This is a genomic window from Billgrantia pellis, assembly GCF_008297955.1.
Classification (GTDB): Bacteria; Pseudomonadota; Gammaproteobacteria; order Pseudomonadales; family Halomonadaceae; genus Halomonas; species Halomonas pellis.
In genome coordinates this window covers 621,870-639,614 of sequence record NZ_VTPY01000003.1, presented here as the reverse complement: position 1 = coordinate 639,614, position 17,745 = coordinate 621,870, and the positions used below count along the sequence as shown (strand labels likewise).

The 17,745-nt window shown below is 62.4% G+C and carries 24 protein-coding genes; 11 read left to right on the top strand and 13 right to left on the bottom strand.

What is annotated here, in order from left to right:
* Window positions 1–104 precede the first annotated feature (104 nt).
* The gene (locus tag F0A17_RS08795; RefSeq protein ID WP_149327953.1) at window positions 105–875 is read left to right on the top strand and encodes an IclR family transcriptional regulator; all 771 of its coding nucleotides are present in this window, start codon (window positions 105–107) and stop codon (window positions 873–875) included.
* A 13-nt stretch (window positions 876–888) separates the two neighbouring features.
* On the opposite strand, the gene F0A17_RS08790 is transcribed toward F0A17_RS08795, so the two are convergent.
* The 3 genes from F0A17_RS08790 to F0A17_RS08780 form a co-directional block, all read right to left on the bottom strand.
* The gene (locus tag F0A17_RS08790) at window positions 889–1,413 is read right to left on the bottom strand and encodes a YgjV family protein (protein WP_149327952.1); all 525 of its coding nucleotides are present in this window, start codon (window positions 1,411–1,413) and stop codon (window positions 889–891) included.
* A 69-nt stretch (window positions 1,414–1,482) separates the two neighbouring features.
* Window positions 1,483–1,950 (bottom strand): bacterioferritin, encoded by a 468-nt coding sequence (bfr, locus tag F0A17_RS08785; RefSeq protein ID WP_149327951.1) that lies wholly within the window; start codon window positions 1,948–1,950, stop codon window positions 1,483–1,485.
* Between the two features lie 182 nt (window positions 1,951–2,132).
* A complete protein-coding gene (locus F0A17_RS08780) occupies window positions 2,133–2,978 on the bottom strand; it encodes an SDR family oxidoreductase (RefSeq protein ID WP_149327950.1) in 846 nt (281 codons plus the stop codon).
* A 120-nt stretch (window positions 2,979–3,098) separates the two neighbouring features.
* Between F0A17_RS08780 and F0A17_RS08775 the strand changes: the two genes are divergently transcribed.
* The 4 genes from F0A17_RS08775 (at window position 3,099) to F0A17_RS08760 (ending at window position 6,248) form a co-directional block, all read left to right on the top strand.
* Window positions 3,099–4,037, top strand: coding sequence for a LysR family transcriptional regulator (locus F0A17_RS08775; protein WP_149327949.1), 939 nt, complete (start codon window positions 3,099–3,101; stop codon window positions 4,035–4,037).
* 64 nt (window positions 4,038–4,101) lie between these two features.
* Window positions 4,102–4,932, top strand: a complete 831-nt coding sequence (locus F0A17_RS08770) for an AraC family transcriptional regulator (RefSeq protein WP_149327948.1) — start codon at window positions 4,102–4,104, stop codon at window positions 4,930–4,932.
* A gap of 58 nt (window positions 4,933–4,990) precedes the next feature.
* Window positions 4,991–5,596: a LysE family translocator gene (locus F0A17_RS08765; RefSeq protein WP_228716854.1), complete on the top strand. Its 606-nt coding sequence runs from the start codon at window positions 4,991–4,993 to the stop codon at window positions 5,594–5,596.
* Window positions 5,597–5,720: 124 nt separating this feature from the next.
* Window positions 5,721–6,248: a DUF2380 domain-containing protein gene (locus F0A17_RS08760; RefSeq protein WP_149327947.1), complete on the top strand. Its 528-nt coding sequence runs from the start codon at window positions 5,721–5,723 to the stop codon at window positions 6,246–6,248.
* Between the two features lie 116 nt (window positions 6,249–6,364).
* On the opposite strand, the gene F0A17_RS08755 is transcribed toward F0A17_RS08760, so the two are convergent.
* Window positions 6,365–6,757, bottom strand: coding sequence for a GFA family protein (locus F0A17_RS08755; RefSeq protein WP_149327946.1), 393 nt, complete (start codon window positions 6,755–6,757; stop codon window positions 6,365–6,367).
* A gap of 195 nt (window positions 6,758–6,952) precedes the next feature.
* On the opposite strand from F0A17_RS08755, the gene nfsA reads away from it, so the two are divergent.
* Window positions 6,953–7,684 carry an oxygen-insensitive NADPH nitroreductase gene (gene nfsA, locus F0A17_RS08750; RefSeq protein WP_149327945.1) on the top strand — a complete coding sequence of 244 codons (732 nt, stop codon included), beginning with the start codon at window positions 6,953–6,955 and terminating at the stop codon, window positions 7,682–7,684.
* Window positions 7,685–7,712: 28 nt separating this feature from the next.
* On the top strand, window positions 7,713–8,288 hold the full coding sequence (locus F0A17_RS08745; RefSeq protein ID WP_149327944.1) for a nucleoside deaminase: 576 nt from the start codon (window positions 7,713–7,715) through the stop codon (window positions 8,286–8,288).
* Between the two features lie 37 nt (window positions 8,289–8,325).
* Here the strand turns inward: F0A17_RS08745 and F0A17_RS08740 are convergent, their stop codons facing one another.
* Complete coding sequence (locus F0A17_RS08740; RefSeq protein WP_149327943.1) at window positions 8,326–9,231, bottom strand: LysR substrate-binding domain-containing protein; 906 nt, start codon at window positions 9,229–9,231, stop codon at window positions 8,326–8,328.
* Between the two features lie 102 nt (window positions 9,232–9,333).
* Here F0A17_RS08740 and F0A17_RS08735 point away from each other — a divergent pair, with 102 nt between their 5' ends.
* Both F0A17_RS08735 and F0A17_RS08730 read left to right on the top strand, forming a co-directional pair.
* Entirely contained in the window at window positions 9,334–10,500 is a 1,167-nt protein-coding gene (locus F0A17_RS08735; protein ID WP_149327942.1) for a mandelate racemase/muconate lactonizing enzyme family protein, read from the top strand.
* 123 nt (window positions 10,501–10,623) lie between these two features.
* Window positions 10,624–10,839, top strand: coding sequence for a hypervirulence associated TUDOR domain-containing protein (locus tag F0A17_RS08730; RefSeq protein ID WP_149327941.1), 216 nt, complete (start codon window positions 10,624–10,626; stop codon window positions 10,837–10,839).
* Between the two features lie 170 nt (window positions 10,840–11,009).
* Here F0A17_RS08730 and F0A17_RS08725 read toward each other — a convergent pair whose 3' ends face one another.
* On the bottom strand, window positions 11,010–11,498 hold the full coding sequence (locus tag F0A17_RS08725; RefSeq protein WP_149327940.1) for a pyridoxamine 5'-phosphate oxidase family protein: 489 nt from the start codon (window positions 11,496–11,498) through the stop codon (window positions 11,010–11,012).
* 141 nt (window positions 11,499–11,639) lie between these two features.
* On the opposite strand from F0A17_RS08725, the gene F0A17_RS08720 reads away from it, so the two are divergent.
* Window positions 11,640–11,981 (top strand): cupin domain-containing protein, encoded by a 342-nt coding sequence (locus F0A17_RS08720; protein ID WP_223111518.1) that lies wholly within the window; start codon window positions 11,640–11,642, stop codon window positions 11,979–11,981.
* Window positions 11,982–11,999: 18 nt separating this feature from the next.
* Here the strand turns inward: F0A17_RS08720 and F0A17_RS08715 are convergent, their stop codons facing one another.
* The 3 genes from F0A17_RS08715 to F0A17_RS08705 form a co-directional block, all read right to left on the bottom strand.
* Complete coding sequence (locus F0A17_RS08715; RefSeq protein ID WP_149327939.1) at window positions 12,000–12,647, bottom strand: 5'-methylthioadenosine/S-adenosylhomocysteine nucleosidase; 648 nt, start codon at window positions 12,645–12,647, stop codon at window positions 12,000–12,002.
* A 27-nt stretch (window positions 12,648–12,674) separates the two neighbouring features.
* Window positions 12,675–13,007 (bottom strand): antibiotic biosynthesis monooxygenase family protein, encoded by a 333-nt coding sequence (locus tag F0A17_RS08710; RefSeq protein WP_149327938.1) that lies wholly within the window; start codon window positions 13,005–13,007, stop codon window positions 12,675–12,677.
* A gap of 88 nt (window positions 13,008–13,095) precedes the next feature.
* A complete protein-coding gene (locus tag F0A17_RS08705; protein ID WP_223111517.1) occupies window positions 13,096–13,824 on the bottom strand; it encodes a DsbA family oxidoreductase in 729 nt (242 codons plus the stop codon).
* Between the two features lie 50 nt (window positions 13,825–13,874).
* Between F0A17_RS08705 and F0A17_RS08700 the strand changes: the two genes are divergently transcribed.
* Entirely contained in the window at window positions 13,875–14,273 is a 399-nt protein-coding gene (locus tag F0A17_RS08700; RefSeq protein ID WP_149327937.1) for a GFA family protein, read from the top strand.
* Window positions 14,274–14,285: 12 nt separating this feature from the next.
* On the opposite strand, the gene F0A17_RS08695 is transcribed toward F0A17_RS08700, so the two are convergent.
* The 4 genes from F0A17_RS08695 to F0A17_RS08680 form a co-directional block, all read right to left on the bottom strand.
* Window positions 14,286–16,001: an ATP-binding cassette domain-containing protein gene (locus F0A17_RS08695; protein WP_149327936.1), complete on the bottom strand. Its 1,716-nt coding sequence runs from the start codon at window positions 15,999–16,001 to the stop codon at window positions 14,286–14,288.
* Between the two features lie 477 nt (window positions 16,002–16,478).
* Window positions 16,479–16,793: a helix-turn-helix domain-containing protein gene (locus tag F0A17_RS08690; RefSeq protein ID WP_149327935.1), complete on the bottom strand. Its 315-nt coding sequence runs from the start codon at window positions 16,791–16,793 to the stop codon at window positions 16,479–16,481.
* 2 nt (window positions 16,794–16,795) lie between these two features.
* The gene (locus tag F0A17_RS08685) at window positions 16,796–17,134 is read right to left on the bottom strand and encodes a toxin (protein WP_149327934.1); all 339 of its coding nucleotides are present in this window, start codon (window positions 17,132–17,134) and stop codon (window positions 16,796–16,798) included.
* Between the two features lie 124 nt (window positions 17,135–17,258).
* Window positions 17,259–17,729, bottom strand: a complete 471-nt coding sequence (locus tag F0A17_RS08680; protein WP_228716853.1) for an RES family NAD+ phosphorylase — start codon at window positions 17,727–17,729, stop codon at window positions 17,259–17,261.
* Between the last annotated feature and the right edge of the window lie 16 nt (window positions 17,730–17,745).

Sequence of the window (17,745 nt, the reverse complement as noted above, 5' to 3'; positions counted from 1 at the left end):
CTACATTTAATCAATGTAGTCGAATAGTGCTCAGTGTAAAACCCAAAAACAACGCACAAAGCGACTTTTCTTGCGAGAAAGGCAGGCTAGGGAGGGGTAAGGGTTTGAATGAAAAGGGAAAAGTAGACCGCCTGATGGTCAAGAGCGTGGTGAAGGCGTTTCGGATCCTCGAAGTCTTCGATGCCGAGCATCCGGCAATGAGCGTCAAGCAACTGGCGGAGCGCTGCGACATGGACCGGAGTGCGGCGCAACGCTTCGTACACACCCTGACGCAGCTAGGCTACCTGCAGCGCAACGAGGAAACGCAGCTGATCGAACCCAGCGTTCGTACGCTGGATATCGCGGCGCACTACCTGCATGCGCACCCCCTGGTCGACAAGGTCCGGCCCTACCTACTGAATCTGAGCAAGGAAACGGAAGGTTCGGTCAGTTTGACGATCCTGGACGGGCCGGATGTGGTGTATTTATCCCGCCTGCTGAGTCGCAACATGCTGGATACCGACATCACCATCGGCTCGCGCCTTCCCGCTTTCTGTACGGCTCCCGGTCTGGCGATGCTGTCGCAGTTGGAGGAAGGGGAAGCCAGGGCGATTCTCGAGGGAACGCAGCGAAAGGCTTACACGCCGAATACCGTGCATGAGGTGCCCGCCATCATGGAGCGCCTGGATCGATTCAAGCGCCAAGGCTACGCCCTCTCGGTAGAAGAATATTTTCTCTCCGATATCTCGATCGCGGTACCGGTGCTCGACAGGCACAGCCGGCCTCGAGCGGCCGTCAGCATCTCGATGTCACGGGTGCGGAGCATGCCCGAGGAACTGGAACAGAACCTTTCGGATCTGTTGATCGCCACGGCGCGGCAGTTGTCGCGGTTATGACGCTGTCGTCTCCTCATGGCGCGCACGGCAACCGCGCGTCGCGCCTCAGGCGCAGCATGGTGATCACGTTGGTCAGGAAGATCAGGCTTTCGGCGATGGTGCCGCCGATGGAGCCCGCCAGCAGGTTGCTGGCGACCCAGCACAGCGCCGCCGCGGCCAGGGCGAGGCGCATGGGAATGCCGCTCAGCATGAACATGCCGTAGGTGCCGAGCAGGCCAGCGGCCAGGGCGGGGATGTCTCGCGGGCCGCTCCAGGTCACTAGGGCGACCGCCACGGTGGCGAGCAGCATGCCGAGCATGATCGCGCGGTTGCGGCGAAAGCGGCGCACCAGGGCGATGCGCAGCACGATCAGCGCGGAGATTCCCGCCGCCACCCAGCTCTCGAACAGGGCGAACTGTGCCGCGAAGGCCACATTGGCGAACAGCAGCAGGACGAACAGCCGGTCGTCGCGCTTGCTGGCGAAGGCGACCAGGCACAGGGCCAGCGCCACCAGGCTGACGCCCTGGCCCAACAGCCACCGGAGTCCGATCTCGTCCATGCGTCATTCCGTTATCGAGCTAATGAGAACTCGAGCTTAGCATGGCGTTATCGCCAGGGCGCCCCGGGCTTACATCTGCGAGAGCAGGTAGTTCGGTTTGCCCAGCATCTTGATCAGTCGCAGCTGCTGCTCGAGCCAGTAGGCATGGTCCTCTTCGGTATCGGCCAGCAGCTCCAGCAGCACGTTGCGGGTCTGGAAGTCGCGCTCACGCTCGCACAGGGCGATGGCTTCCTTCAGGGCGTCGCCCACCTCGTACTCGAGCTGGAGATCGTTGGCGAGCATTTCCTCCACGTCCTGGCCGACGCGCACCGGGGTGCGGGTGTGCATGTCGGGCTTCCCTTCCAGGAACAGGATTCGCTCGATCAACTGCTTGGCGTGGCCCTTTTCGTCGTCGAACTCGTGGGCGATGCGCTCGTAAAGCTTGGTGAGCCCCCAGTCGGCATACATTTCGGAATGGATGAAGTACTGGTCCATGGCGGCGAGTTCCGCCGCCAGCAGGCCGTTCAAGGCGTCGATGATGTCTTGGTTGCCTTTCATGGGGTTCCCTGTATTAGCCGAGGGTGGTGATCGGCCCATCCTAGGGCGAATCGAAGGGTTGGTCAATTTTTCCTTTAAATTCAGTTGGTTGATATTGCCTTCGCATGCGATTCGCATTCGGTTTTCAAGGCAGCTGCAAGGTGCCGCCTCGGCGTACTTGCCGAGGCGACTCCCGAAGGGGCTCACGACATTGGCTCGAAACCATCGACATCGGCCGAGAAGGCCACGTCGCGCTGTGCCTCGAGCGCGTGGAGCCGCTCTTCCAGCGCTTGCTTGATGCCCGAATAGGCCGTGCTGCCGAGCGCCAGCCGCAAGGGCGGCTTCGCCGCGTCGGCGGCGGCGATCATGGCGTCCACCGTCCTGGCGGCGTCGCCCCTGATCTCGAAGCTGCCCTCTGCTAGGGCACGCCTGACGTCACCGGCCGGCGTCGCGTCATAAACGGCCATCGGCGTTCCACGCATGAGCCCCGCGACGAAGTCGGTCGCGGTGGGGCCCGGCTCGACCAGGATGAAATCGATCCCGAACGGCGCCACGTCCCGTGCCGTCGATTCGACGAAGCCTTCGATGCCCCACTTGGTGGCGTGGTAGAGCGAAAAGTTGGGATAGGCCTTCTGGCCGCCTTCGGAGGAGACCTGCACGATGCGCCCGCCGCCCTGGTCGCGCAGGTGGGGCAGTGCCGCGCGGATCAGTTGAATCGAACCGGTGAGGTTAGTGGCGATCTGGTGTTCGATCTGTGCATCGCTGAATTCTTCGGCAGCACCGAAGAGCCCATAACCGGCATTGGATACCACCACATCGATCCTCCCCATCGTGGCGAAGGCTTGGCGGGTCGCCTCTTGAATCCGAGGTACGTCGGTGAGGTCGAGTGTCAGCACCAGCAGGCGTTCGCCATAGGCCTGCTGCAGCTCGTCGAGCACGCCTTCCCGGCGCAGCGTGGCGACCACACGATCGCCACGCGCCAGCAGGCGTTCCGTCATCCCTCGGCCGAGGCCTGAGGAAGCACCGGTAATCAGCCATGTCTTGCTCATCGTTTCATTCCTTCCTTCGGGTGGGTTGACGAAGCCATGGTGGCGCGCTTCATTGGAAAGAAGAAGTCGGCTAATATGGCATGTTCCGGTGAAAGAAATTCACCAATGAGCAGGCCGAGCATGACCAAGCCGACCCTGGCCGACCTGGAAGCCTTCGCGGTGGTGGCTGCCGAGCGTAGCTTTCGGCGAGCCGCCGACATTATGGGGGTTTCACGCTCGGCGTTGAGCCACCGGATGCGGCATCTGGAAGCGCGGGTCGGCGTGCGGCTGCTTCACCGCACTACCCGCAGCGTTTCCCTCACCGATGCCGGCAGCCGGTTTCTGGCGCGGATCACGCCCACCTTGAGTGATTTGAATGCCACGCTGGATACCCTCGCCGAGGATCGTGGCGAACCCCGCGGCCTGCTGCGTATCAATGCCAGCCAAGGGGCTGCCCGGCTGCTGCTGGCCCATGTCGTCCCTGTCTTCCTGAGCCGGCATCCGGCGGTGGAGCTCGATCTCGTCAGCGAAGGGCGCCTCGTCGATATCGTCGAGCAGGGATTCGATGCCGGGGTCCGGCTGGGTGAGGCGGTACCCCAGGACATGATTGCGGTGAAGCTGGGCGGCGCCATACGATTCCTGGCGGTGGCCTCGCCGGATTACTTGCGCCGATTCGGCACGCCCTGCGTTCCCGACGATCTTCTCCAGCACCGCTGCATACGCCAGCGCTTGCCCAGCGGTAAGCGCTACCGCTGGGAGTTCGAGCGGCGAGGGCAGGAAATCGCCATCGACGTTCCCGGCGCGCTGACGCTCGACGATAACGATCTCATGGTCCAAGCGGCGTCCGATGGCCTCGGCATCGCCTACGTTCCCGAAATCGAGGCCAGCTATCGCCTCGCATCGGGCCAGCTCGTTGCGGTCCTGGAACGCTGGAGCCCGCCATACCCCGGCTTGATGCTCTATTACCCCGGGCATCGCCACGTACCCGCCGCACTGCGCGCCTTCATCGATCTGCTGAAAGCGACAGACATCCGGGCCGGCATGAGAACGAAGCAGGCACCTGGCCAGGTTCCGCAATAATGTCCAAGCCTTCCCTTCAGGCTCGGCTTAAGCTACCCCTGTCAGGCGTTCAGGGAGGCGCGACATGGCCAGGCAATCCAGCCGGTTCGACTATTACAAGAGTCGGCAGATACCCGAACTCACGGTGCTCCAGGCGTCGCTGAACGACTTCAGCTACGACCGCCACGCCCATGAGGAGTACGCCTTCGGTGTCACCCTTTCGGGGCGCCAGGACTTCTTCAGCGGCGGTGAATTTCACCGCAGCCCGCCCGGTAACGTCATCCAGTTCAACCCCGAGCAAGTGCACGACGGCCACCCGGGCGACGGAAGCACGCTGGGCTACGTGATGATCTATGTGCCCTCCGCCCAGCTCGAGGCCTCGTTCGCCGATGCGGCGGGGTGCGAGCGGGCCGCTCGGTTCCACGGCAGCGAAACCCTGCTGGCCGACCCCGAGCTGCGCCGTGCCATCCTCGACCTGGCGCAATGGATAATCCAACGGCAGGGAACTCGCATCGACCAGGAGCACGCCCTGCACCGCATGGCGACCCGCCTGGTGCAGCGCGCCGGAAAGTTCCAGCCCAGCGGCAGGGTGAGCCGCCCCGATACGCTGCTGCTGCGTGCCAAGGAGTACATCCTCGCGCATCTGGAGGCGAATCTCTCGCTGGATGAAATCAGCCAGGCTGCCCACCTCTCCAAGTACCATTTCCTGCGCCTGTTCCGGCAGCAGTTCGGTATCACACCGCACCAGTACGTGCTGAGCTGTCGAATCAATGCCGCGCGCGGCGACCTGGAGACCGGTGTGGCGCCCTCCGTGGTGGCCTTCCGCTACGGCTTCACCGATCTCAGCCACTTCAATCGGCGCTTCAAGCGCATCTACGGCAAGACGCCATACCAGTATCAACGCAGCGTCATCTAGCAGAGCCGTTTCCCGGCCGCCCGGCCACACAACGCTGCCTTCTATCGGAGAGATTCCCATGGAGATCGTCGCCTATGCCCTGGGCGTCATGTACACGCCTGGGCCTGTGAACCTGCTCGGCCTGAATGCCGGCCTCAACGGTCAGGCGAAGACGTCACTCGGCTTCTTCGCCGGCGTGGGGCTGGCCATGCTCACGCTATTCCTGCTGTTCGGCTGGGCCGGGGCGGCCTGGGTGCGCGGCGACATGCTCGCCGTCGTGGGGGCGGTGGGGTGCGGGTACATCCTCTACCTGGCGATCAAGGTCGCCCGCTCCAGCATCGACCTCGGTGCGGTACGGCACACGCCGCGCGTACTGAGCTTTCGCGACGGCCTGATCATGCAGCTTTGCAATCCCAAGGCCATGATCGCGACCCTGCCGATCGCCTCCATCCAGTTCCCCGCCGCCGGCATCCACGGCGTGCCCCTGTTCCTGTGGTCGCTTGGACTGGCCGCGCTGGCTTTCGGTGCTCCCACCAGCTATGCCCTGATGGGCGCCGTGATCGGCCAGCGCCTCGCGAACCCTTGGCTGCTGAAGGGCTTCAGCCTCGCCATGGCGGCCCTGCTGGTATGGGTTGCCATTACCATCGGTTACGAGCACGTGTGGTTGCCGCTGGCGCAGAAATGATGGCCGTTAAGGCCTCCATGTACTAAGACGGAAAACGAACCGCCTCGTTGAGCAGGCCGGTTCTGGAACCGCTTGAGGCAAGGTACGGCTGCACGTTTGGCTCGGGTTCCTTCAGGGAGGCGGCATGACCCCACAGGACATATATCGCGGGATCGCGCGCGGAATGCCGTTCCTGCTTCTGGCAAGCACGATCGCCATGGCATCGACGACTTCAGCCGATACCGAAACATTGGCCCTGGCCCAATTCGATTTCCAGGACACGTCCGGTGAAGTTCACGATCAAAGCGCCGAGCATGAAGCGCGACTGAAGTCGCTCAATGAGACATTGCATGGCGGGCTTGCCAGGAATCGAGAGATCGCCCTCGTTCGCCTGACCTGCGGGGGGGAGCGCTGTACGCACCGGACCCCTGGTCTGGCCGTTCTTACGAGGCAGGCCAGGACCGCCGGTGCGCAATATCTCCTTGTCGGCGAAGTTCACAAAGTGAGTACGCTGATTGGAAGGGTAAGGCTGGCGGTATTGGATCTGGACGACAACAACACGTTTGCCTGCGAGCAACTCTTGTCTTATCGAGGTGATACCGACGAAGCATGGCAACGCATGGCTCAGTACACCTTGCGCCACATTGAGGAAAACTGCCTTCCTCTGCGCTGAAGCCGGGATGGCCGGGGTAGCATCGCCTGAAAACGTAACGAGCCCGACAGCGTGGGGCGGTGACGGGCTGCGGCTAGCGGTAGGTCGAGGCCGAGGGCGCCATTGAACGCGACCGCCTACTCTTCAAACCGTCCCGCGTCGTCACGATCACGATCGTAGCGCTTCATGTGCGTAAACGGGGGCAGCCAGGACTCGCGACGCACGATCCAGCTCTCATAGGTAGGTATCAACTGATCGGGGCTATCGAGGATGCCCAGGTGTACTTCGATTTCGTCCCCGGTGCGTGCAAACACCGACGAGCCGCAGCGGGGGCAGAAAAACCGCCCGTTGTAGTCACGCGTTTCGCCTTCTATCGTCACCGCTTCCTGAGGGAACATCGCGGCAGCGAAAAAAAGGGCGCCGTGGTGCTTGCGGCAATCCAGGCAGTGGCAAAGGCCGACCCGGTAGGGGCGTCCCGATGCCACGATTCGAACGTTGCCGCAGAGGCAACCGCCACTGTACGGGGCCATGCCTTGCCTCCTTCGTATCGACTGGCCGGAACGCCAGGAGAGGGCAGAGTGCCCTTTGACGACGATAACGCTAAGGTAGCGGAAATCGCGTGAACGAACCGACCGAGTTCAGCCCGATGCCTGGCGGAATGCAATGCGTCGCGAAATACCAGACAATAAGCAGGTTAACGAACGACACGCATTCCTTGAGGCAACATGAACCCCACCATCGAACTGCTGAAATCCCATCGCTCCATTCGCAAATTCACCGACCGGAAGATTCCGCATGAATTGCTGGTCGAGCTGATTCGCGCCGGCCAGGCCGCCGCGACCTCCAGCCACGTTCAGGCCTACACCGTCATTCATGTGACGAACCCGGCCAACCGCGAGAAGCTCGCCGAGCTGGCCGGCGGCCAGGCTTACGTGGCCACCGCCTCCGACTTCCTGGTGTTCTGTGCCGACATGAAGCGTCCCACCGAGGCTTCCGAACGCACCGGCGCCAACGTCGTGCGCGGCATGACCGAGCAGCTGCTGGTGGCCAGCGTGGACACCGCGCTGTTGGCCCAGAACGTGGCCATCGCCGCCGAATCCGAGGGGCTCGGCATCTGCTACATCGGTGGCATCCGCAATAACCCCCAGGCCGTCAGCGATCTGCTGCGGTTGCCGGAGCACGTCTACCCGGTGTTCGGCATGTGCCTTGGCTATCCGGCCGTCGACCCGGACGTCAAGCCGCGCCTGCCGGTGGAAGCTATCCTCAAGGAGGACTACTACACCGACGACAGCGAGCTGGTGGCGGCCTACGACGACACCATGCAGAGCTACTACAGCGAGCGGCGCGGCGGCAACAAGGATTCCAACTGGTCCCGGAACCTGACCCCGCTGTTCGACAGCAAGCTGCGCGCCCATATGCGGGAGTTTCTTACTAAGCGTGGCTTCGAGATGAAATGAGGGACTCTCCACCACGATGGGAGGCAGCATGGAAACGCTACTGAATTCGCACTCGGAGGTGACGGAGGCCGCCCTGGCCGCCATCGCGCATATGCCGACCGCCAGCCTGCCAATGCTGATGGATGAGGCGTTCGCCCAGCGGCTGAGCGATGCGGACGTCATGCGCATCGCGGTGCTGCTGGCGCAGAAGAGCCATGGCGAGGGCGGCTGCCCCATCGGCGCGGTGATCGTCGACAACGCCACGCGGCGCATTCTCGGCAAGGGTCACAATACCCTGGTGCAGGAAAATCATCCCTACAACCACGGGGAGACCTCGGCCATTCGCGATGCCGGCCGCCAGGACTTCAGCCGCACCACGCTTTTCACTTCCCTGAGCCCCTGCGAGATCTGCGCGACTCTGCTCCACATGCGCGGCTTCTCCCGCGTGGTAGTGGGCGATGTCACCAATGCCTCGGGTACGGAGCCGCTGCTACGCGACAAGGGCATCCAGGTGGATATTCTGGAAGACGCACGCGGTATCGAGCTTTATGCCCGCTTCCGCGCCGAGCGGCCGGAGCTGGACCGGGAAGACTGGAAAGGGATCAGGGCCCTGCGTGAGGCATGAACGAGAGATAGGGATGTCTCGCGGGCCGCTGAACCGCTCAGGAAGGGCGGGGCCTTCCCGCCACGGCGTGCCATAGCGTCTCCGCCGCCCGGCCGGTGAGCTCGCGTTCGCGGTAGAGCTTGATGGCGACGGGAATGCACCACTCTTCGCCTCCCGCCGCCACCAGCCTACCCGCCTCCAGATCCACCTCCGCCAGCGTGCGCGGCAACCAGGCGACACCCCGGCCGTCGAGTGCCATCGTGTGCAGCACCGAGGCGAGATGTGCGGTGAAGACGGTATGCGCAGCGCATGTCGCCAAACGCTGCGCGAATACCGACCGAATGATGCGGCCAAGGCCCGACTCCTCGCTGTAGCGAAGCAACGGCACACCGGCCCCGGCGCGCAGCGGATAGCGAGGCTCGCCCTTCTTCCCCGGCATGGAAACCGGGATCAAAGTGTCGTCGCCGACCCGGGTGGCAAGATAGGTCTCTGCCTCCAACACGCCAGGCGCCTTCGGATGCGCATGACTCAACACGAACTGGACCTTTCCCTCCTGCATCAGCGCTTCGCAGCGCTGCAGGACATCCGACATCAACTGGACCGACTCGAGCCCCGTTGCCGATTCGAGGTTGCGCAACCAGCGTGGCAGGAAAGTGAAGGAGAGGGCATGAGTGGAGGCCAGGCGCAGCGTCACCGAGCTGGCCTCGACCACCCGCCGGGCATCGCCCGGCACGCGTGAGACCCGGGCGAGAAGATCCTGTGCCACGCCGCGAAACCACTCGCCGACCTCGGTCAGCCTGGCGGGCTGGGTGCTCCTGTCGAACAGCTCGGCCCCGACCCAAGCCTCCAATGCGCGGATGCGGCGGCTGAAGGCAGGCTGGGAACTGTGCCGCTCCTCCGCCGCGCGGGAAAAATTGCCCGTCGCCGCCAGGGCGAGAAAATCTTCGAGCCAGATGAAGTTCATGACCGGTTCGTCCCGTGCATGACATCAGCGAAATTGCGCATTGGCCGAACGCCTCTTGTTCGGTCGATCATGACCTGACTTCGATATCCCCAGGAGGCCAGTATGAAGATCGTCGAGATTCGCGAAAAGACCGTGCCTATCAGCTCGTCCATCCGCAACGCCTACATCGACTTCAGCAAGATGACGCTGAGCCTGGTGGCCGTCATCACCGACGTGATACGCGATGGCAAGCCCGTGGTGGGCTACGGCTTCAATTCCAATGGCCGCTACGGCCAGGGTACCCTCATGCGCGAGCGCTTCATTCCCCGCGTGATGGAGGCTAACCCGGATGAGCTGCTCGATGCCGGCGGCCACAACCTCGATCCTCACAAGATCTGGGACGCCATGTTCGTCAACGAAAAGCCCGGCGGGCACGGCGAGCGCTCGGTCGCCATCGGCACCATCGACATGGCGATCTGGGATGCCGTGGCCAAGATCGAAGGCAAGCCACTGTTCCAGTTGCTGGCCGAGCGCTACGGTAACGGCCGGCCCAACCGCGAAGTGTTCGTCTATGCGGCCGGAGGTTACTACTACCCGGGGCAGGATTACCGCAAGTTGCAGGACGAGATGCGCAGTTATCTCGACCGCGGTTATACCGTGGTCAAGAAGAAGATCGGCGGGGCCTCCCTGGACGAGGACCTGCGCCGGATCGACGCCGTCATGGAGGTGCTGCAGGATGGCCAGAAGCTATGCGTGGATGCCAACGGCCGCTTCGACCTGGAAACCGCCATCGCCTACGCCAAGGCGCTCTCCCAGTACGACCTGTTCTGGTACGAGGAGGCCGGCGACCCGCTCGATTTCGAGTTGCAGGCGACGCTGCGCAGCTTCTACCGCAACCCCATGGCGACCGGTGAGAACCTCTTCTCGATGCAGGACGCACGCAACCTGATCCGCTACGGCGGCATGCGCCCCGATCGCGATTGGCTGCAGTTCGATTGCGCGCTGAGTTATGGCCTGGTCGAGTACCTGCGCACCCTCGACATGCTCGATGAGCATGGCTGGTCGGCCAGCCGCTGCATCCCGCATGGCGGCCACCAGATGTCGCTCAACATCGCCGCCGGCCTGGGCCTGGGCGGCAACGAGTCCTACCCTGACCTGTTCCAACCCTTCGGCGGCTTCCCGGACGGCGTGCGGGTGGAAAACGGCTGCGTCACGCTGCCCGAATTTCCCGGCATCGGCTTCGAGGGTAAGGCCGACCTGTACCGGGAGATGCAGGCGCTGTCGGCTTGAATTCCGCAGGTTGCCTGGCATTCGATGGCGACAAGGCGACCATGACGGAAGACCGCTAGGCGGAAGGCCACGCGGGCCTGGGCTATGCTTCATCCCGTCCTTTCAAGGTTGATGAGGTGAAGCATGGCCAAGCGTTTCAAGGTGGGCGATCACGTCAGCTGGAACTCCGAGGCAGGGCACGTCAGCGGAAAAATCATTCGCGTTCATACCCAGGACACGGAGTACAAGGGGCACAAGCGACATGCCAGCGAAGAAGAACCGCAATACGAGATCAAGAGCGACAAGACCGATCACATTGCCATGCACAAGGACTCGGCGCTGACCAAGATCGGGGACTAAGAATATGGCTTAGGCGAGGGTAGGGCGGCGGCCATCGCCGAACCGGTGGGCTTTTCCTTCCGCCTCACGGCGCAGGCATTTCCGGGCGCGCCTTGGCATGACATTCAGGGAGTGGTGGCGGCGGTGAGCTACGCCAAGAGCGCCCCGGTAAGAGCGCTGTCGGCATCATCTCAGCCACCGAACTTCTCGTTCTCGCCCAAGTTCGGTTTGGCGTCCTTCTGGATGTTGGCCTTGGCGAACTCATAGAGCTGAAACACCTTGCTCTCCTTGGCCTTCCAGTGCTCGCCCATGGTCACCTTGATTTCCAGCAGGGCAAGGTCCGGGTCGTCCTTGCCGTCGGGAAACCAGGCCGCGACGAAGGGGTTCCAGTACTTCTCGATCAGCTCACGGTCATCGGTCAGGTTGGCCTTGCCCGAGAGCGACACGTACACGCCTTCTTCCTGGTCGGAGAAGCTTAAGCAGACGTCGTGGTCGCGGTGGGTCTCGGACACCTTCTCGGCACTGCGATGGGTGAAGAACCACAGGGTACCGTCATACTCCTCCTGCACCAGGTGCATCGGTCGGGCACGTGGCATCTCGCCATCCAGCGTGACCAGCATGCCGACTTTGATGTCCTTGATCATCTTCCATATCTTCTGCTTGTGCTCAGGGCTGGACATGGCTTCGACCTCCTGTCGAATATCGTGGGTCACAGGGAGCAGCCTAGCTACCCACGGCAAGCTCGGCAAATAGGCCTCGCTTGACCCGTGGGCGGAATCCGTCCGCGGCTCATTTACCTTCAACCCTACCGGGGAGAGACCATGATGGAGCGCCTGATCCCGTCGGCGGCCTTGAAGAAACTGCAGGACACTCACGGAGTGCCCTTTGCCGAAGTCTTCCGACACGGTTCGCTCCAGGTCGAGCTCTACAAGCCGGAAGGCGTGGATCATCAAACGCCGCATACCCGAGACGAGGTGTACGTCGTCATCGCCGGCTCGGGCCATTTCGTCAACGGCGACACCCGACAGCCCTTCGAGGCCGGTGAGGTGCTGTTCGTGCCGGCGGGCGTCGATCACCGGTTCGAAGACTTCACCGATGACTTCGCCACCTGGGTGTTTTTTTACGGCCCGGAAGGTGGCGAAGCCGCATCGGAGACTCCTTGACCCGGCCACTCCCGCGCATCAGCGCGCCAGCAGCCCCTCGGCCAGCGCCTCGCCAAGGCGGTCCACGGCGGCGGCCAGCTTCTCGTCGATGACGTGCAGGTACTCCGTCCAGTCGTCGACGTGGTGCAGCTCTGCCTTGCCGTCCGAAATGCCGCGCAGCACGATCAGCGGTACGTCGAAGCGCATGCAGGCACGCAGGCAGGCGTAGCTCTCCATGTCCACCATGTCGGCGGCGATGGCGGCATAGGCCTCGCCCGAGACGATGTTGGCCCCGGTGGAGAGCGTCGCCTCGGGAATGCCGGGAATGCGCAGCGGCAGCGGAACGATTGCCGGCAGGTCGAGAAAGGGCGTGGTGCCTTTTTCGAAACCCAGCGGCGAGGCATCCATGTCGCGATAGGCGATGGAGCTCGCCTGATAGATTTCGGTCTGCTCGAGCGACCGGCTGCCTGCCGAACCCAGCGACACCACCAGGTTGGGCAGGCGCCCCTGTTGGGCGAGGGCGGCCAGAGCCGCGGTGAGTTCCACCGCTGCCTCTACCGGGCCGACGCCGGTCATGAACGGCGCGAAACGCTGCTTGAGATGCGGGCCGTATTCGGCCTCGGCGGCCATCGCGAACAGCACGTTGCAGCCGCCCAGTGGCGTCAGCGGCGGTGTTGCCGTGCTCATGTGTCGCGCCTCATGCGCTCCATGGCCTCAGGCATCGCTATCGTTGCCGACCGTTTGGATGACTTCGAACCCTTCGAAGTTCGGCGGGCCCAGGTAGAGCCCCTCGCGCTTGCTCTGGCCGGCGTTGGCGTGCGCCTTGCGGAATGCCTCGGAGTGCGTCCAGGCCTCGAAGTCCTCGCGCGAACGCCAGAGGGTGTGCGAGGCGTAGAGCACGTGGTCTTCCTTCTCGGGGCCGCGCAGCATATGAAATTCGACGAAGCCGGGCAGGCCCTGCAGGTGGGTTTCCCTCTCCAGCCAGATCTGCTCGAACTCTTCCACTCGCTCGGGGTTGACCCGAAAACGGTTCATGGCGATGAACACGATATTGCTCCTTGTGGTCTGGCAGCCAATGGTGACCGCAAGACGATGACACCGACGCCGACAGGGGGCAAGCCTGGTAGAGGCGGGTTCAGCCCGGCCTTCCACTCCCGCCGGTCGACTCGATAATTGCCTGGCGCAGCGCCTCGGGCGGTTGGGCGCCCGACAGGCCGATTGAGTTATTGATGATGAAGGTGGGTACACCGCTCACGCCCAGGCGCCGCGCCTCGTCGAGGCCTGCTTGTACCTCGCTGCGGCCCTGGTCGCTGGCGAGAAAGGCCGGTATGTCGACATCCGCTAGCCCGCCGTCTCGGGCGGCCTTGGCCAGTACCGCACTGTCTCCGATGTCCTCACTCTCGACGAAGTAGCGCCGGAAGAGTGCATCGACCACGGCCGACTGGACGCCATGCTCCCCGGCGAGCCAGATCAGCCGGTGGGCGTCGAAGGTATTGGGCGTTCGCGTCATGCGCTCGTGGTGAATCCCGAGACCGGCCCGGGCGGCGGCGGCCTCCACCTGGGCGTCGAGAGCCTGGGAGCGCTCCCAGGAGCCGAACTTGGCGGTGCGGTAGTCACGCCGCGACAGGCCCCCGACAGGCATGTCGGGGTTAAGCTCGAAGGGGTGCCAGGCCACCGATACGCGGATGTCTTCGGGAAGTTCGGCCAAGGCGAGGTCGAGGTGGCGTTTGCCGATGAAGCACCAGGGGCAGATGGCATCGGAGATCACGGTGAGGTCGACGTAGGGCATGGTCGCGGAGCCATTGGGTAGGGTTTCCTCGAACCCTAGCACCTTCAGGCCGTGCTTGACGCCGGTTTCAGCCATCGGGTACCGAAAGGAGTATCGTAAGCGAAAGCCACCGGGGAGAGACGCCGATGCACCAGGGAAGCTGCCTGTGCGGGAAAGTGAAGTACGATTACCGCGGCGAGATCGATGAAGTCTCCATGTGCCACTGCCAGCAGTGCCGGAAGGCCCAGGGTTCGGCCTTCGCCGCCGTGGCGCTCATCCGCTCGTCCGACTTTCGCATTACCCAGGGCGCGGAATACCTCAAGGAGTACCGCGCCACGCCGAACAAGGCGCGTGTGTTCTGCAGCGAGTGCGGCAGCCCGCTCTACAGCGCCCGCGATGACCTGCCCGAAGCCAAGCGGCTGCGGCTAGGCACACTCGATACGCCGATATCGCCCTGCAAGCGCTACCACGCCTGGGTCTCGTCCAAGGCCGAGTGGTTCGAGCTTGCCGACGAGCTGCCCAAGTTTCCCGGATTTGCCCGCTAAACCCGGATGGTCTTATGGTAGGTGGCGGCAAGCCAATGTCGCATTACACGGCCCGACATCAATCAACTCATCAGCGAGTGCGAGCACCTGCTCACGGTGGCTGACTACCACAAGCGTATCCACCCGTTCTCTTAGCGCTTTCATGAGCTGAATTTCTCGAGCACTATCCAGCGCCGCCGTAGGCTCATCAAGGATCATGGTGCGAGTGCCGCGTAGAAGAGCCCTGCCAATGGCAATGCGTTGCTGCTCACCCCCCGAGAGATTTCGCCCCTGCACGCCGACATCCCAATCCAGCACGCCTTCGCCAGAGGTTTCACCGCCGATTCGTCCTAGATCCAGGAGGTCGACGAGTGCCAGCAGCTCCTGGTCAGGCACAGGCTGAGGGTGCGCGTACAGCAGGTTCTCGCGAAGGCTGCCGCTGAAGATCAGCGGCGCTTGGGGAACGACACTCACTTCCCCAAGGATTGCCTCCGGTGAAAGGCGGCGAACACTGACACCGTGGAAGAGGATCTCGCCGGCCGCTTGGGGCTCGAGCCCTAGAAGGGTCCTCAACAGCCTGGACTTCCCGCTTCCAGAGGAGCCACGCACCCCGTACATCTTGCCAGCCTGAATCTCCACACTGAGCGGCATGGCGGCCGTGGCGCCATCAGAGCGCAGGGTAACCGCACGCAGCGCGAACACAGGCTGCTGACGATCAAGGGCGATATCGGCTGCGGCCTGTGGCTCGGTCGGCAGGTCAAGGTATCTAAGGCCGTCCCCGAGGGCGACGTAGTTCTTCTTGAGGTCGATCAACGCCGCCGCAATCATGACGAACGGGGAGGTGAGTTGAACCACATAGGTCGTGATCATGATGAAGTCGCCGACTTGATAGCGCTGGCGTAGCGTTTCACTGACGGTATAGAGCGTGAACCCGCCAAGCACGAGACCCACAGCGAGCACTTGCCCACCCATCAAGCCGCTGAGCTTGGCATGGGTCCCGTATACGGTGTGAACGTAGGTGCGCAGTTGCTGGTCGAGGGTGCGCTCTTCATGTCCGGCCGCGAGGTTGATCTTGATGTCGTACAGGGCGCGCAGGCGCTCGGCGAGGAATTCACTCAGCTGGGTATGCGTCTGGTAGAAGTCCTTGTGGATGCGGGTTGTCGTATCGGCAATTCGGTAGGTGAGCACGAAGAGCACCACGATGGCCAGGATGAAGGCGGCCGCGAAGGTAAGATTTATCACCTGCCACAGAATGCCGAAGACGAAGCAGAGCTGGATGACCACCGGGGCGATGGTCCAGAAGATGGCGTGGTTGATCAGGCCAAAGCTGCTCATCGCGCGGTTCACGTCTGCCATAACCACGCCCGTTTCAAGTTGGTTCTGTGCTTGGTAAGGTAGATGAAAGAGTCTTCGTACAATGTTGGAATAAACGGCCGCATCGCATCTGGCCATAACGTACGAGCTCGCGAGGTTTTTACCCCACTCCATCATATTGCTCAATGTCCAGCCAACCGCATAGGCAGTTGCGAAGACGTAGATCATACCAACAACCGTTTCATCTGGCTCTGCAACCAGGAGATTAGTCGTCTGGCGAAGCAAATAGGGAACGGCTGCACCGGCTGCCGCTATGCATATCATGAGTAGCAACACGAGCACGAGGTGAACTAGAAATTTTGGATAGCTTGAGCGGACTAGGTAGAGTCCTCGTCGATAGGTCGTAAAGTAGGATGATTGATACGGATCTTTCATAGCAGACCTCTGTGGTCTAGATGCCAACCATTGGGCATATCCTTACAGGCAAGCTTGGATCGTCGCCTAGCACCTGTCCCCCGACTTCAACCCAAGCATGCGATAAGAAATCGTACCGCTGACACCTATGCGGAATGTGGGGCAGATACCCAGTGAAAGAAGCAGCCGTGACAGCGATATCGAACACTCTAGACACTCCACTCGATAAAGTGCCCAATAGTGCCACCTCTACGATGGCTGCAGTAGTGCTAGCGCAGATTAGGTCGTTTCTGCTTGGTTCATGGGGCAACGCGAACCCCGACAAGAATGGCGGCTCCAGCCCTTGGCGGTTATCTGGACGACTTCCGCAATTTCGAAGGCTTCACCCTGCCCACCCGGGTCGAGGTGGGCAATCACTTCGGTACTGAGGCGTACTTTCCGTTCTTTAGGGTAAGGGTGCGGGAGGTGCGGTTTCCGGTGCCGTAGCGCTCAATGTTGCTAGGCAAGATCAGCGAGATGCTCAAGTGTTTCAGGATACTTCTGTACCAGTCGGATGAGTATCATGGCCTGGGCATTGGGCTTGGCGCGGCCTTGCTCCCAATTCTCCAGCGTCCTGGGGTTGGTGCGGAGATACATGGCGAATACTGGGCGGGACATATGCAGCCGCTCCCGCAGCTCGATGAGCTCGCTGGCTGTGACGTCGGGAACTTCCGCCAGCTCTACGGAGTGGGAGCGCAGCGTGCGCTTGCCTTGGCGCTCATCTGCCAATGCGTCGAAGCCCTCGACGAGTTCGTCAAAAATGTTACGGCCCATGGTCATGTCCTCGCGTTGATTTCCGCATCCAGCAGCTGTCTCAGGGTCTTGCGCTGGGCTGGCGTGAGGTCATCCTGTGAATCCTTGTCGTACAGAGTGAACAGCCAGAACTGGGAGCCTCCCAGCCACCAGTAGTAGATGATGCGGACACCGCCCCGCTTGCCCTTCTGCCGCTTAGGATCACTGAACCGGACCTTGCGCAACCCGCCTGTTCCTTGGATGACGTCACCGGCCCCCGGGTTCTGGAGCAAGAAACTCTGGAAGGCACGAAAGGCGGCGTCATCGAAGTAGATGGATCGGTGCCGCTCGAAGGATGGCAGCTCGACAAATGTTGCTTTCATATAGTGTACGTAGGTTGCGTATAGTTTTGCTGCAGCGCCAGGCTATGTCAAGCGCTCACGATGGTCGACATAGCGATACTACATCAGCAAAGGGCGATGGTTGGACTCCTCTCGAAAACAATCCTCACCCCATCAATCGCAGCTCGAGGACATGGCGAATTCGCTCACCATCCCACTCATAGCCAAGGTGCCGGCCCTGCCGTGTTGCCGACAACACCGGCGGACGAAGTACCGCGGCACACTCACCCTCCGGATCACGCGCGCTTGGGTAAACAATCCCATCGGCATGGGACTCCCAGGCCTTTCGGCCAAACGCCTGGCCAGCGTTCCAGTCATCCGGATCCAGCAGAGGGGCGGCCCCGGGTGGGTCGTTGCGCAAGTCGAATAGTTCGCTATGAAGGTCCGCAAGGTAGACCTGCTGCTGAAGCTGCATGGGGGGCTCGTTGGATTCCTGCATGAAGCGCTCGGCGCGATAGCGGGTTTCCGCGATGGCCGTGGCCTCGGTCAAGGCACAATAGTAGGCGCCAAAGGTGCCTTCGGTGAACCGGAACCGTGCTCGCTGAAGTGACAGAACGCTGCCATCACCGGCGTCCACCCTGGGCCGTATCGTC